Source organism: Paenibacillus phyllosphaerae (assembly GCF_014192105.1).
GTDB classification, from domain to species: domain Bacteria; phylum Bacillota; class Bacilli; order Paenibacillales; family Paenibacillaceae; genus Paenibacillus_Z; species Paenibacillus_Z phyllosphaerae.
On record NZ_JACHXK010000002.1, the window covers coordinates 557030 to 571030 of the forward strand.

A 14001-nucleotide genomic window follows, 5' to 3' on the forward strand; every position below is an offset into this window, starting at 1 on the left:
ATGGTATTGCTGGTCAGCCATATGGCCGATCAAACCAATCTAACTGACGGCTGGCAAAACTGCCAGCAGTTTCAGACTGGTCCGTGCTGCAATCTATGATATACTTTCGTATAGATGTTCCGTGTAGATAACGTTGTAGCTGACAGATGATCAATAGAACGGCAACTTGCGAAAAGGGGGCCTTGAAGCCATGAATATACGTATTATGCCGACTGTCGTAACTGCTGTAATATCCGCGGGTTTGCTCGTCGGAGGTTGGTTTGCTTATCAGAACGTGGCTACGGTTCAGCCGCTGGAACAGATTCTTGTGGACGTCCCCGGCGTTACGGAAGCCGTGCCGAATGTACAGCGCGATGCGGTGACGGTCTCGCTCAAGCTGGACAACGATGCCAATATCCGTGATGTATACGATACGATTTTACTTGAAGGCGAGCATGTCATCGGTGACCGTGAACTGAGGCTGCAGATTGATAATTCCAAATCCGACGAAATCCTTAACGATATTTGGTCCTCGGTGCTCTTCAATATTGCGCAAGCGATGGAGACTCGCCAATATACGGGTATTCCGACGGCTATGGAGCAGATCGAGAGCAAGTATGAAGGCGTAACGGCAACTTCGGAGATGGACGATATGAATGTCTATATCACGCTCAAACATGGCGCAGCAGCGAAGTATGTGATCCTGCCGCGTACACCTGAACAAATGGGGGTGTGGCCGAATGCGTAATTACGGTAAAGAGATTGCCATCGGTTTTGTTCCGGTCCTTATCATCTTCCTGCAATTCGTGGTTCAAATTAATATTATGCCGATCGTTATGTCGGCGGCGATTCTGACGGGCGTGATTTATTTTGCCCGGACACGCGGCAATTTGGCCGCGGTTGGCGGCGAACGCAGAGGTAAGGTCCGTCCTCCGGAGCCGCTGTCCTTCGATGAAATCGGAGGGCAAGAACGCGCCAAGCAGGAGTTGATCGAGGCGCTGGATTTTCTCGTTCATGAAGAACAGATTACGAAGATGGGCATTCGTCCATTGAAAGGCATCCTGCTGACCGGACCTCCGGGAACCGGCAAAACGTTGCTGGCCAAAGCAGCGGCGCACTATACGGACTCCATCTACGTAGCGGCCTCTGGCGCGGAGTTCGTGGAGATGTATGTCGGCGTCGGCGCAAGCCGGATTCGCGATCTGTTTAAGGACGCCCGCCAGAAGGCGCTTAAAGCGAACAAGACAAGCGCAGTCGTGTTCATTGACGAAATTGACGTTATCGGCGGCAAGCGCGACGGCGGCCAGCATCGGGAATACGATCAGACGCTGAACCAGCTCCTTACCGAGATGGATGGCATTCATACGACGGAATCGCCGCGTATTCTGCTTATTGCAGCGACGAACCGCAAGGAAATGCTGGACCCGGCGCTTATTCGTCCAGGTCGTTTCGACCGCCACATCGGCGTAGATCTGCCGGACAAAAAAGGCCGGTCGCATATCTTGAGCATCCATGCCCGCAACAAGCCGCTCGCGCCGGATACGGATATGGAGAAGGTGGCGGCAGAGTCGTACGGCTTCTCGGGCGCACAGCTTGAGAGCGTCATGAACGAAGCGGCGATCTACGCGCTTCGCGAAGAGAGCGATACGATCTCGAACCGCCACTTGTCCATGGCGATCGATAAAGTGATGATGGGCGAGAAGACGGATCGTGAAGCGACGAAGGAAGAGCGCGAGCGCGTGGCGCTGCATGAACTTGGCCATGCGATTACAGCGGAACTGGTTCGCCCAGGCAGCGTATCGCAGGTGGCGCTTTCTCCGCGCGGTCAAGCGCTCGGTTATGTGCGTCACAACCCGCAGCAGGACCGTTATTTGTACACGAGAGCCTTCCTGGAAGGCCAGATCATGATTGCCCTTGGCGGCGCAGCGGCAGAAGAGCTGTTCTACGGGGACCGGAGCACAGGATCGCGAGGCGACTTTGATCAAGCGATGAGCATTGTACGTTCGATGGTCGAATCCGGTCTGACCGAGATGGGCATTGTCGACAATTCGATGATGACCCCCGACAAGTGGGCGCATGTGAACGGCGTGATTCTCGAAGAGCTGATGAACCGTGTCAAAATGATGTTAAGCGAGCAGCGCCAGGTGTTCCTGGATTCGCTGGGCGTCTTGATTGCGGAAGAAACGATCAGCGGCGAACGATTCCGCGAGCTGCTCGGCCATCCCGTTGCGGCGGAAGAAATGCAATCGGCTTAATCGCCGGTAGACAACCAATTGTACGAAACGGAGAAGACGGCATGCAGCCGTCTTCTTTTTGTCCATCTTGTCGATAAACTTGGACTTTTGGTCGATAGGATTATTCATTATTGTCTAATAATTGAGACTATGTTCACAATAATGTCTTAAAGTGTACATTGTTGTGCGACTAGCCCCCATGCTTCAAAACCGCTATAATATTAGGCGGATAGATAGCGGATCAACATCTATACTACAAATATACCGATCTGCTGCGATGGAGGAATGATTCGTGAACGTTCGAAAAGTTGGCGTCATTGGCGCAGGAACCATGGGGCAAGGAATCGCGGAAATGCTCGCGTTCAAAGGACTTGACGTATATGTAATTGAACAATCTGCAGAACGTCTGGCTGCTGCGATTCAATCGATTGAATTGAGCCTGGATAAGCAAATCGAGAAGTGGGCATTGACGCAAGCGGAGAAGAAGTTAGTCATGAACCGGATCCATCCGATCGAGAAGATGGGCGAGTTATCCGGTTGCGAGATCGTCATCGAGACGATTTCCGAGGATCTGGAGAGCAAGAAAATCGTGTTCGATCAACTGGACCGCCTGTGCGGGCCGAATGTTATTCTGGCGAGCAATACGTCGACGCTCAGCTTGACGGAGCTTGCGGGCGTAACCGCTTATCCTGAGCGCGTTATCGGCATGCACTTCGTATATCCGGTTATGAAGACCGATTTGGTTGAAATTGTACGCGGCTTGAAGACGAGCGACGACACGTTCTCGCGTACGAAGTATTTTGTCGAGGAGATCATTCAGAAGAAGGGCGTCATGGTATTCGAATCGCCTGGATTCGTGACGACGCGTCTGATCTGCCTGTTCATTAACGAAGCTTTGCACGTTCTTGAAGAAGGTGTCGCATCGGCTGAAGATATCGATAGCGCTATGCGGATCGGCTATTCCTTCCAGCATGGGCCGTTCGAGATGGCGGACCGATTCGGTCTGGACTCGGTACTGGCAGCGCTTGAACGTATGTTCCGTGAATACGGCGAGCTGAAATACCGGCCATCGATCGTACTGAAGAAGATGGTGCGTGCAGGCCATCTCGGCGTGAAGAGCGGCATTGGATTTTTCAACTACGACAAGGATGGGGACCGCGTATGATTATTCTTGTAATGAACGCTGGCAGCTCTTCGCTGAAGTACCAGCTTTATAATATGAAAGACGAATCCGTGCTCGCGCAAGGCCGCGTCGAGCGGATCGGCATGGATTCTTCCATTGTCACGCATGAGCCGACGGATAAACCGGAAGTTCGCCAAGTGAGCGAAATTCTCGATCATAACACAGCGGTCCGCCGCGTAATCGACCTCTTGACCCACTCGGAACACGGGGTGCTGAAGTCGATGGACCAAATCAAGGCCGTCGGCCATCGCGTCGTGCACGGTGGAGAGAGCTTCCAACAGTCGACGCTCGTTACGCCTGAAGTGAAGCTGGAGATCCGCAAGCTGATCGATCTTGCGCCGCTTCATAACCCGCCGGCGCTAATGGGTATTCTTGCGGTTGAGACGAATCTGCCGGGCGTACCGCAATCGGTTGTATTCGATACCGCATTCCATCAGAGCATGCCGCAAGAATCGTACCTGTATCCAATCCCGATGGTGCTGTACCGCCGCCACAAAATTCGCCGTTACGGCTTCCACGGCACGTCGCATGATTATGTCAGTAATAAAGCGGCAGAGGTGATCGGCAAACCGCTCGAGGAGCTTAAGCTCGTTACTTGCCACATCGGTAACGGCGCTAGCTGCACGGCCATTCTGGATGGCAAATCGTTCGACACGAGCATGGGTCTGACGCCTCTCGAAGGTCTGATGATGGGAACGCGCTCCGGGGACTTGGATCCGGCGATCGTGCCGTTCACGATGAACAAGGAAGAGCTGACGTTGAGCGAAGTAAGCTCCATGCTGAACAAGCACAGCGGCTTGCAAGCGATCAGCGGCATCAGCAGCGACATGCGCGAGATCACGGATGCGATGAAGGAAGGGGATAAGCATGCGAAGCTTGCATTCGACATGTATACATACCGCCTTCGCAAATACATCGGCGCATATGCAGCTGCAATGAACGGGATCGATGCGATCGTATTCACGGCAGGCGTTGGCGAGAATTCCTCTATCGTCCGTCAAGCGGTCTGCGAAGGAATTACGTTCCTCGGCGTCGAATTGGATCATGCTCGCAATGATCAGCGTTCGAAGGAAGCGCGCTTCATCTCGACGGATGCATCCCGAGTGAAGGTGCTCGTCGTGCCAACGAATGAAGAATTGCTGATCGCGCGCGATACGTACCGTTTGGTCAAAGCATAAATCAGGCATACAGATATTAGGACCATAATGTATTTAGGAAGCGAGTGATCAAGCTTGAACAAGGAATTGACTACGATTAAGCAAGCTGGCGTACATGCCGGCCAATCCGTATGGATCGGCTGTTGGCTGAACGGGAAGCGCTCCAGCGGCAAAATTCAGTTCCTCCAACTGCGTGACGGCTCCGGCTACATGCAGGGCGTTCTCGTCAAGAGCGAAGTGTCGGAAGAGGTATGGACGAAGGCGAAGGAGCTGACGCAAGAGAGCTCCCTCTACGTGAAAGGCATCGTCCGTGAAGAACCGCGCAGCCAATCCGGCTATGAGCTCATCGTCGAGGACATCGAGGTCATCCAGCTGACGCAGGAGTACCCGATTACGCCGAAGGAGCATGGCGTTGATTACTTGATGGATCGCCGCCATCTGTGGCTGCGTACGCCGAAGCAGCGCGCGATTCTCGTCATTCGCGCGGAGATCATCCGTTCGATTCAGCGGTTCTTCGACGAGCGAGACTTCACGCTCGTGGATCCGCCGATTCTGACGCCATCCTCGTGCGAAGGAACGACGAACCTGTTCCACACCAAATATTTTGACGAAGATGCTTATCTGACGCAGAGCGGTCAGCTCTACATGGAAGCAGCCGCAATGGCACTCGGCAAAGTCTACTCGTTCGGCCCGACGTTCCGTGCCGAGAAGTCCAAAACCCGCCGCCATCTGATCGAGTTCTGGATGATCGAGCCGGAGATGGCTTTCGTCGATCATGAAGAGAATCTTCGCGTTCAGGAACAGTTCATCAGCTACGTCGTGCAATCCGTCTTGGCGAACTGCCGCAAGGAGCTGGAGACGATCGGCCGCGATATCTCCAAGCTTGAAGCCATTCAAGCGCCGTTCCCTCGGATTACGTACGACGATGCGATCAAATTCTTGAACGATTCCGGATTCGAGATTCCATGGGGCGAGGATTTCGGTGCGCCGCATGAGACGGCGATCGCCGAGAAGTACGCTACGCCGGTATTCATTACGCACTATCCGGCATCGTTCAAGGCGTTCTACATGAAGCCTGACCCGAACCGTCCAGAGGTTGTTCTGTGCGCAGACATGATTGCGCCGGAAGGCTATGGCGAGATTATCGGCGGTTCGCAGCGTATTGACGATCCGGAGCTGCTCGCAGAGCGCTTCAATGAGCATGAGCTGTCTGAGGAAGCGTACCAATGGTACTTGGATCTGCGCAAATACGGCACCGTACCGCACTCCGGATTCGGTCTTGGACTAGAGCGGACTGTAGCTTGGATCTGCGGTCTGGATCATGTACGCGAGACGATTCCGTTCCCTCGCATGCTGTACCGACTCTATCCGTAATTGTTCGGCCTTGTGTTAGCGAGCTTTAAGGAGGAGAAACCATGAAGAACGACATGTGGAAAGCCTATGCCCGAGGCATGGCGGCTGCCATGAACGGCGGAAGTGTCGTTGTTCCGGCTGGCCTGCTGCGCGCTTATCACGGGATTGGTCTAACGGACACCGAATTTATGCTCCTGCTCCAGCTTATGATGTACAGGCAGCTGGAACAGGTGGAATTCCCTACGCCGGAGCAGCTGGCGGAACGCCTTGGCATCACCGCCAAGACGACCCATCAGCTGCTGGGCAAGCTGATGAAGGAAGGGCTGCTGGCGATCGATGAGCATATTGACCCGGTGTCCGGCGTTCAGTCCGAATGCTACAACTGGGACGGTTGGATTATTCGTTCGGCTGAATGGCTATCCGATGATACGCGCGTAACGATGCAGGCGGCGAGGGAAGAGCGTGTTCCAGAGACGAAAGCGAGCGATCTGTTCACCGTATTCGAGCAGGAATTCGGCCGGCCGTTGTCGCCGATGGAATGCGAGACGATCAGCGCTTGGATCGATCAAGACCGCTATCCGGACGAGCTGATCCGTTTTGCGCTGAAGGAAGCGGTATTCGCCGGTAAGCTGCATTTTCGCTACATTGACCGCATCCTGATCGAATGGAGCCGCAACCGGGTAACGAATACCGAAGAGGCCAAAGCCCATACGCAAAAGTTCCGTGGCGGGGGTACCAGATAACATTGAAGCCGGTATTAGCTTTACCGTTCGGTAAGCGTTGGGAATAAATAACTAGCAATATGTAAAGATTCTGTTATAATAGCAATGCGACTACAAGTTTCATATAACAAGGGGAGCTGGTGAAATCCGGCTGAGAGGGGAATGTGTTCGTCCCGACCCATAACCTGATCTGGATAATGCCAGCGTAGGAATTGCACATACCGCCTATCCGCATGTACGAGCGTACATCGATGCACCGGTAATTTTCCAAGCAATGTCGAAGCGTCTTCCTGAATCGGAGGGCGCTTTTTCTTATGTCTAGGCAAGTGATCATGGTTGCGTCGCATCAAGGTTTGGTGCCAGATCATCGAGGGGAGCATGGTAAGATGAAGGGGAATAAGAAGAGAACAAGCAAGTGGTTGGTCATGACGGTAGCGCTGATGATGGTCATGTTGGCGCTTGCCGGCTGCGGTTCAAGCAATAAGGCGGACAATGCCGGCAATACGGCCGAGACCGAGCAGCAGAACGGGAACGCAAGCAACGCTGCTGCGGGCGAGAATGCGGACAAGTCGCTGACGAAGGTGAAGGTCGTACTGGATTGGACGCCGAACACGAACCATACCGGACTCTACGTCGCGCGTGATCAAGGTTTCTTCCGCAATCATGGACTTGACGTGGACATTATACAGCCAACGGAAGCCGGCGCGGACAAAATGGTAGCGACAGGCGCCGCGGAATTCGGCGTCAGCTATCAGGAAGGCATCACGCTGGCGCGAATCCAAGGCGTGCCGCTCGTATCGCTCGCGGCTGTCATTCAGCATAATACGTCGGGCTTTGCTTCCCCGGAAGCGAAAGGCATCAAGACGCCGAAGGATTTCGAAGGCAAAACGTACGGCGGTTGGGGTTCGCCTGCCGAGGAGGCCGTAATCGACTCCCTGATGCAGGAGCAGCAGGCGGACGTGAAGAAGGTGAACATCGTCAGTATCGGCGATGCCGCTTTCTTCACGGCGGTGAAGCGGAACATTGATTTTGCCTGGATCTATTACGCTTGGACAGGCGTGGAAGCCGAGCTTCGCGGCGAGAAGCTGAATATGGTGTATCTGACGGATTACAGCGACAAGCTCGATTATTATACGCCTGTATTGGCGACGAGCGAATCGATGATACAAGACAAGAAGGATATCGTAGCGGCGTTCGTTGCCGGTGCGGCGGAAGGTTATCAGTACGCCATCGATAACCCGGAGGATGCGGCCGAGATCCTGATCAAAGCTGAGCCGGATCTGAACGCGGACCTGGTGCGCGCCAGCCAGAAGTGGCTGAGTCCGAAGTACCAAGACGATGCGGCTCGTTGGGGCGAACAGAAGCTGGACGTGTGGAAAAACTACGCGGATTGGATGTACGAGCACAAGCTGATGGACAAGGAACTGGACGCCGAGAAGGCGTTTACGAATGAGTTTTTGCCGCAATAGAAGGTACACTTCGTAAGTAGAAGGGATGAATGCAGCATGGCTAATGCACTTCTCAGTATTCAAATTTTGCCGACGACGCCGGGAGGCGCAAGCGTCCTTCCTTATGTGGACCGCGCGATCGAGATCATTAAAGCGAGCGGCGTTCCGTATCGCGTAGCGCCGCTCGAGACGACGATGGAGGGGGAACTGACCCATCTGATGGAAGTCGTCCGGCAGATGAACGAGGCGATGGCGGAGATGGGATGCCCATCCGTTATTTCGCAGATCAAGATCTATTATAATCCTGAGAACGGCGCCTCCATGGGCCGCTTGCTGGAGAAATATCCTGATGGCCAGTAAAGGAAAGTTCCATCTGATCTGGCCGCCGGCAGCGGTAATGGCCGGCCTTCTCCTCATCTGGCAGATCGTCACGTCGACGTTCAATATTGAGGAGTGGATTCTCCCATCGCCTTATGCCATCGGGACGGAGATGCAAGAAGCTTGGCCAAGATTAATGGAACATACGGCAGCAACGATTCGCATCACGCTGCTGGGATTCGGTGCGGGAACTGCGGCGGGCTTCGTGCTCGCCGCTTTGCTGCATTTTATTCCAGGAGCCCGAACGGCACTTTACCCGCTGCTCGTGCTGACGCAGAACATTCCGCTTATCGTATTGGGCGACTTGCTTGTCATCTGGTTCGGCTTTGGCCTCATGCCGAAGCTTATCCTGCTGGTTCTGGTCTGTTTCTTCCCGGTCTGCGTCTCCATGCTGACAGGGCTGAGACAGGCTGACGAGAAGCTTGTGACCTATATGCGCATGATCGGCGCATCGCGCAGCCAGCTATTCTGGCGTCTGGAGCTTCCCGGATCGCTGAGCCATCTGTTCACCGGTCTCAAAATCGCCGCCTCCTACTGCGTCATCAGCGCGATCTACGCAGAGACGATCGGATCGAACGTCGGGCTTGGCGTCTTCATAAGGCTTGCTTCGAACGGATGGGAGACCAGCCGCGTGTTCGCGGGCATTATTATGATCGTAGCGCTAAGCCTCCTTCTGTTCGGCCTTATTGCAGGGATCGAGCGATTAACGCTCCGCTGGCAAGTGCGAGAGGAGGCAGCGGGCCAATGACGAAGACCGTACTTGAATTGAATGGCGTATCCAAGATTTTTCCCAACGGTAAGAAGGTAAAGTCCGTCCTCTCCGATATTTCCATGCACGTGCAGGAAGGGGAATTCGTCTCCCTGATCGGTCCTTCGGGAAGCGGCAAGTCGACGCTGTTCCGACTCATCGGCGGGCTCGAGAAGCCGACGGCCGGCGAGATTCGCATCGAAGGCGGTCTCGTCCGGGGCGAAAGGGGACGCGTCGCTTATATGCCGCAGCAAGCTTCGCTCATGCCATGGCTGTCGGTAAGCCGCAATATTGAGCTGGCGCTTGAAATTGCCGGCATGGAGCGCAAACAAGCCAGGCAGCTGGCATTGGAATGGCTGGAGAGAATCGGGCTGGCCGGCGAACGGGACGCTTATCCCCATACGTTATCGGGCGGCATGCAGCAGCGGATTTCATTCCTGCGGGCGTTGCTGTCGCCGCAGCAGCTTATGCTGCTGGACGAACCGTTCGGCGCGCTCGACGCGCTCACGCGGCTGCATATGCAGACCTGGCTGCTCTCGTTATGGGAAGCGGACCGGCGTTCGGTACTATTCGTCACCCATAGCATTGAGGAAGCACTGTTGTTATCTGACCGGATCCTCGTGCTGTCCGCCGCTCCGGCGACGGTCGTGCGGGAGATTAAAGTTCCTTTCGCCAGACCTCGCAGCGAAGAGTTGTGGAAGGATCCCTTGTTCAATGAGCTGAAGCTGGATATCTATTCGCTGCTAAGTCCGGTTCAGTCGCCCGATCCGATGAAGTGAGGAGTACGAACAATGACATTTTCAACGAACGGTTCCGCATCTGGCGTGCCATTGATCGACACGCACATCCATGTGGATCTCTATGAAGCTTCGGAGCAGGAGCCGCTGCTGCAATCCGCCTTCGCTAACGGCGTAGACGCAGTCGTCGCGGTATCGATGCATCTGGCGTCTTCCAAGCGCAATCGGGAGCTGGCTGAGCGATACGCGGGCCAGGTTATGCCCGCTTACGGTTTTCATCCGGAGCAGCCGCTTCCGAGCGAAGAAGAAGTCGAACGACTTCTGGCCTGGATGGAAGAGCGAGCGGAGGCAGGCGAGGCGTTTGCCGTCGGCGAGGTGGGTCTTCCGTATTATATGCGGACAGAAGCGGAAGCGGCGGACATGCCTTTTGACGAGACCGGCTATGTGGCCCTTCTGGAACGCTTCATACACTTCGCGGCCAAGCACGATCTTCCGATAGCGCTGCATGCGGTGTATGAGGATGCCGCCAAAGCGCTTGCGCTTCTTGAGGCGCATGGTGTGCGACGAGCCCATTTTCATTGGTTCAAGGGGTCGGATGAGACGATAACGCGCATGATCCGCCAAGGCTATCATATATCCATAACGCCGGATGTGCTGTACGAGCCGGAGATTCAAGCGATCGTGAAGCGGTATCCGCTGGACCAGATCATGACCGAGACGGATGGTCCATGGCCGTTCGAGGGGCCGTTCGCCGGGGAGCGGACGAATCCGGGGATGGTACAAGAGGTCGCAGCCGCGATTGCCCGGTTAAAAGAAATCGATGCAAAAGAGGCCGCCGAACAGCTGTATCGGAATGCCGTGCAATTTTATTCCCTATCTGATCGTTAACCTGATCAATATCAAGAGGTCCTCCCGTGCTTAGGAGGACCTCTTTTTAATGGCGTGGCTGAATCGATCGTATACCGACTAGATGAGGAACATCGCGACTACGGTGGTTGCGGCAAGCCCGATCAGCACAGGCTTCAAGTTGCGTCTTGCCAGCTCGAAAGGACTGACGCCGCAGATGGCGGCGGCAGGGATGAGCGCCCACGGGATTAAGGTGCCGCCTCCAACCCAGATCGCGGCTACCTGACCAAGCGCAGTAAGCGTATCTGCGCCTGAGCCGATAGCGGAGCTAAACAGCTGCGCTACCGATCCCGCGAGCGAGATTCCGGAGAAACCGGAACCGTCTAGCCCTGTAATCGCGCCTGTGACGGTCAGCGTTACCGCGCCGATCGCTTCATTCAGCGGCACATGATTCGCCAGCGCAACCCCGAGGTCATTGACGATACCATGCGATCCGTCCGGCAGCGTTTTGCCGAACATCTCGGTGAACGCGGCATCGCCGAGGTAGAAGAATGCGGCAATCGGAATGACGGGGCCGAACACTTTGAAGCCGAATTGGAACCCTTCGATCAAGTAGGCCGTCGTCTCTTCCAGCCCGCGGTTCCGGTGCGCGATCAACGTGACCGCGATCAGGATAAGGACGGCCGTGCCGCCGACGAGTGCGGTCGCATCTCCGCCTTGCAGGTCAAGCACGAACATCGCGATGACATCAAGGGCGAATAGAATCGGGATAAGGATGGCAAGTGTGCGTCGCGTTGATGCTGGCAGCGCCACCTTGGCGTCCGTACCGAGGCCTGAAGCGCCTGCTCCGGCAACGAGCCCGTCGCGCCAGGTGCCATTTTTCATATCGCGGCGCATGAACCAATAAGCGGCAACCGTTGAAATGAGTCCCATGACGATAACGAGCGGGATGCTAGCTTGCATAACGGCGGATACGGGAAGACCTGCTGCATCCGCGGTCAGCTTCGGCGCCCCTTGGATAATGTAATCTCCGGATAACGCGATACCATGGCCGAATAAGTTCATCGCTATCGCTGCCCCGAGTGCCGGCAAGCCTACCCGTACGGCAACGGGCAATAGCACCGCGCCGATCAAGGCGACGGCAGGAGACGGCCAGAAGAAGAACGAAGTGACCATCATAATAAGGCCGATACCCCAGTAGGCAAGGGCTGGCGTCCGCATGAAGCGGGTTAACGGCTGAACCATCGTCTCGTTGATCCCTGTAATAATCAGGACTCGGCTCATGGCAACGATGATCGAGATAATGAGAATGGTACCCATCAATTCCTTAATCGCATACACGAAACTGTTGAATATGCCGCTAACCGAGACGCTTAAGCTTTCCGTCGCGATCAGACCAAGCGTGAAAATCCCGACAACGCACACGAGCGTCGTATCCCGGCGTTTGATCAGCATGCCGAGCAGGAACACAATGAAAATCAAGTAGACCCAATGGAGTGCGGAAAGCTGAATTTCCACATCGAACACCTTCTTCTTCCTTGTCGGATAGTGCTTTATCGTATGCAGGGAGAAGGCTGGGCGTTCGTCGCTTTTGACAGCGTTTGCATTGGTGGAAAAACAAAATATTTCCTCGTTGCGTGATGCCTGTCCATACGCATGGGGGCGAACTCTCATAAACTAACGTAAGAAACTCTACAGCGAGAAAGGACGGGTCGCCATGCGCATGTTCGAATGGCCCGCCACGAGTGTGGCAGATGGCCGTGTTCTATAGCACGCAGCAGTTTATCGCCATGCTTGCTCCGATAGCCGCTCTAAATGCTGCCGCTACAGGTGTTCCGGCTTCCTTGACCATAGCGCAAGGCATTCTGGAATCGAGCAGCGGCAACAGCGGACTTGCCGCCTCGGCGAACAACTTGTTCGGGATCAAAGGCAGCGGTCCGGCCGGCTCTGTCCTCATGCCGACCCGGGAGCAACGGGCGGACGGAACGGTATATACCGTGAATGCCCGGTTCCGCGCGTATAACAGCTGGAGCGAAAGCGTAGCCGATCACTCCCAGCTGCTGGCTAGAGGCGTCTCCTGGAATCGTTCGATTTATCACGGGGCGCTCCGTACGGATGGACGGTCCGCGGCGCGTGCCTTGCAAGCAGCCGGATATGCAACGGACATTAATTATGCGAATAAGCTTATCGCATTAATCGATCGCTATCAGCTCGTTCAGTATGACCAAGCGAAAGGAGAGGAACCGATGACAGCAGAGGAGAAAGCGGCTTTCGATGAACTCGCGGCCACAGTCCGCCAGCAGGCGCAGCTGATCGCGAGTTTGACCGTCAGCAAGAACACCTTGAAGGATTGGCTGACAAGCGTTGATGGCCGTCTGAAGCAAGTGGAAGGCCAGGCGCAGCTTCCGGCGCCGTCATGGTTCGTCGATGAATTCGGTACGGACGATCTCGACGGTCTGATTACGAATAAAAGCGGGTCTTTGGATTTTTGGCGCACGCTAGCGATTGTATTGCGCATGCGCAATGCCGGTTTGCTGTAAATGATGAGGCGAGGTTGCCGAAGGATGTCCGCTTAGGAGCAGCGGGCGTCCTATTTGTACATATAGCCAGGAAAGTATAGGGTTTCACGCCATCCTTCGGCCTCTATGTGACCGGAATAAAACCCGCTTCGCCGCCTGAGGAAGGCTTCAACCGTTTCACTTGTTTGCTCCGGTTTGACGAGGCCGGTTTTTTCTGAAATACTACAAGATGGCGCATGCTGCATACGAAGTTGAGACAGGAGAGTAAGTCATGAACAAACGAATTTTTCTTTACGTCGTCGCATTGGGCGTTGCCGCAATGTATTTTTGGAAAGCTTTCACGATGCCGGAAGCCCAGAATCCCGAAATTTCGGATTTGACATTGGAATTCCCTGCCTCGCAATACCCGGAGACAGCCGCTCATATGAAAGAGGCAGTCGCAGCCGGCCAATCGCAGGTGTGCACGATCGCGCGCAAAGAAGAGGACGTTAAGCGCGAAGAAGCTTTGAAAGATTTCCCTGCCAAGGAAGGGTCCGAACGGGCCGACTGGCCGATGGCGATGTGCGCGGAGGGCGGAGCAGGTGCGGATGTCGCTTATGTGACGGATGCCGACTACCGCGGAGCGAACGCGTGGATCGAGGCCAAGCTGGAGAATTATCCGGATGGGACTCGCGTAGAATTTGTTGTAAAATAGTCC

At 55.0% G+C, this 14001-nt stretch carries 14 protein-coding genes and 1 riboswitch; of the genes, 13 read left to right on the forward strand and 1 reads right to left on the reverse strand.

The annotated features are described in order from the left end of the window. The first annotated feature begins 190 nt into the window (after window positions 1–190). The 11 genes from FHS18_RS06760 to FHS18_RS06810 all read left to right on the forward strand — a co-directional run bounded on the left by FHS18_RS06760 (window position 191) and on the right by FHS18_RS06810 (window position 10827). On the forward strand, window positions 191–727 hold the full coding sequence (locus FHS18_RS06760) for a hypothetical protein (protein ID WP_183598274.1): 537 nt from the start codon (window positions 191–193) through the stop codon (window positions 725–727). Beyond that, a complete protein-coding gene (locus tag FHS18_RS06765) occupies window positions 720–2234 on the forward strand; it encodes an AAA family ATPase (protein WP_183598276.1) in 1515 nt (504 codons plus the stop codon). Before FHS18_RS06760 ends, FHS18_RS06765 begins: the two co-directional genes overlap by 8 nt. 271 nt (window positions 2235–2505) lie before the next feature. Beyond that, entirely contained in the window at window positions 2506–3378 is an 873-nt protein-coding gene (locus FHS18_RS06770; protein WP_183598278.1) for a 3-hydroxyacyl-CoA dehydrogenase NAD-binding domain-containing protein, read from the forward strand. Further along, window positions 3375–4574 carry an acetate/propionate family kinase gene (locus FHS18_RS06775; RefSeq protein ID WP_183598280.1) on the forward strand — a complete coding sequence of 400 codons (1200 nt, stop codon included), beginning with the start codon at window positions 3375–3377 and terminating at the stop codon, window positions 4572–4574. The genes FHS18_RS06770 and FHS18_RS06775 overlap by 4 nt, the downstream gene beginning before the upstream one ends. A 54-nt stretch (window positions 4575–4628) precedes the next feature. Further along, entirely contained in the window at window positions 4629–5927 is a 1299-nt protein-coding gene (asnS, locus tag FHS18_RS06780) for an asparagine--tRNA ligase (protein ID WP_409348531.1), read from the forward strand. A 41-nt stretch (window positions 5928–5968) separates the two neighbouring features. After that, window positions 5969–6649 (forward strand): DnaD domain-containing protein, encoded by a 681-nt coding sequence (locus FHS18_RS06785; RefSeq protein ID WP_183598282.1) that lies wholly within the window; start codon window positions 5969–5971, stop codon window positions 6647–6649. A gap of 99 nt (window positions 6650–6748) precedes the next feature. Continuing rightward, window positions 6749–6858: riboswitch (TPP riboswitch) on the forward strand. A gap of 156 nt (window positions 6859–7014) precedes the next feature. Then, window positions 7015–8097 (forward strand): ABC transporter substrate-binding protein, encoded by a 1083-nt coding sequence (locus FHS18_RS06790; RefSeq protein WP_246427484.1) that lies wholly within the window; start codon window positions 7015–7017, stop codon window positions 8095–8097. Window positions 8098–8133: 36 nt separating this feature from the next. Next, window positions 8134–8436 carry a thiamine-binding protein gene (locus FHS18_RS06795; RefSeq protein WP_183598284.1) on the forward strand — a complete coding sequence of 101 codons (303 nt, stop codon included), beginning with the start codon at window positions 8134–8136 and terminating at the stop codon, window positions 8434–8436. Further along, the gene (locus tag FHS18_RS06800; protein WP_183598286.1) at window positions 8426–9202 is read left to right on the forward strand and encodes an ABC transporter permease; all 777 of its coding nucleotides are present in this window, start codon (window positions 8426–8428) and stop codon (window positions 9200–9202) included. Before FHS18_RS06795 ends, FHS18_RS06800 begins: the two co-directional genes overlap by 11 nt. Beyond that, window positions 9199–9981, forward strand: coding sequence for an ABC transporter ATP-binding protein (locus tag FHS18_RS06805; protein ID WP_183598288.1), 783 nt, complete (start codon window positions 9199–9201; stop codon window positions 9979–9981). The genes FHS18_RS06800 and FHS18_RS06805 overlap by 4 nt, the downstream gene beginning before the upstream one ends. 12 nt (window positions 9982–9993) lie before the next feature. Continuing rightward, the gene (locus FHS18_RS06810) at window positions 9994–10827 is read left to right on the forward strand and encodes a TatD family hydrolase (RefSeq protein ID WP_183598290.1); all 834 of its coding nucleotides are present in this window, start codon (window positions 9994–9996) and stop codon (window positions 10825–10827) included. Window positions 10828–10905: 78 nt separating this feature from the next. On the opposite strand, the gene FHS18_RS06815 is transcribed toward FHS18_RS06810, so the two are convergent. Further along, window positions 10906–12303 carry a hypothetical protein gene (locus FHS18_RS06815; protein WP_183598292.1) on the reverse strand — a complete coding sequence of 466 codons (1398 nt, stop codon included), beginning with the start codon at window positions 12301–12303 and terminating at the stop codon, window positions 10906–10908. A 236-nt stretch (window positions 12304–12539) separates the two neighbouring features. On the opposite strand from FHS18_RS06815, the gene FHS18_RS06820 reads away from it, so the two are divergent. Next, the gene (locus FHS18_RS06820) at window positions 12540–13325 is read left to right on the forward strand and encodes a glycoside hydrolase family 73 protein (protein ID WP_183598294.1); all 786 of its coding nucleotides are present in this window, start codon (window positions 12540–12542) and stop codon (window positions 13323–13325) included. A gap of 250 nt (window positions 13326–13575) precedes the next feature. After that, entirely contained in the window at window positions 13576–13998 is a 423-nt protein-coding gene (locus tag FHS18_RS06825) for a hypothetical protein (RefSeq protein WP_183598296.1), read from the forward strand. The last annotated feature ends 3 nt before the right edge of the window (window positions 13999–14001 follow it).

What these genes read in the sequence shown, in the direction of transcription:
- FHS18_RS06760 (WP_183598274.1), top strand. Translation starts at nt 191, where the DNA reads ATGAATATACGTATTATGCCGACTGTCGTAACTGCTGTAATATCCGCG.
- FHS18_RS06785 (WP_183598282.1), top strand. Translation starts at nt 5,969, where the DNA reads ATGAAGAACGACATGTGGAAAGCCTATGCCCGAGGCATGGCGGCTGCC.
- FHS18_RS06820 (WP_183598294.1), top strand. Translation starts at nt 12,540, where the DNA reads ATGGCCGTGTTCTATAGCACGCAGCAGTTTATCGCCATGCTTGCTCCG.
- FHS18_RS06765 (WP_183598276.1), top strand. Translation starts at nt 720, where the DNA reads ATGCGTAATTACGGTAAAGAGATTGCCATCGGTTTTGTTCCGGTCCTT.
- FHS18_RS06825 (WP_183598296.1), top strand. Translation starts at nt 13,576, where the DNA reads ATGAACAAACGAATTTTTCTTTACGTCGTCGCATTGGGCGTTGCCGCA.
- FHS18_RS06810 (WP_183598290.1), top strand. Translation starts at nt 9,994, where the DNA reads ATGACATTTTCAACGAACGGTTCCGCATCTGGCGTGCCATTGATCGAC.
- FHS18_RS06795 (WP_183598284.1), top strand. Translation starts at nt 8,134, where the DNA reads ATGGCTAATGCACTTCTCAGTATTCAAATTTTGCCGACGACGCCGGGA.
- FHS18_RS06800 (WP_183598286.1), top strand. Translation starts at nt 8,426, where the DNA reads ATGGCCAGTAAAGGAAAGTTCCATCTGATCTGGCCGCCGGCAGCGGTA.
- FHS18_RS06790 (WP_246427484.1), top strand. Translation starts at nt 7,015, where the DNA reads ATGAAGGGGAATAAGAAGAGAACAAGCAAGTGGTTGGTCATGACGGTA.
- FHS18_RS06805 (WP_183598288.1), top strand. Translation starts at nt 9,199, where the DNA reads ATGACGAAGACCGTACTTGAATTGAATGGCGTATCCAAGATTTTTCCC.
- FHS18_RS06775 (WP_183598280.1), top strand. Translation starts at nt 3,375, where the DNA reads ATGATTATTCTTGTAATGAACGCTGGCAGCTCTTCGCTGAAGTACCAG.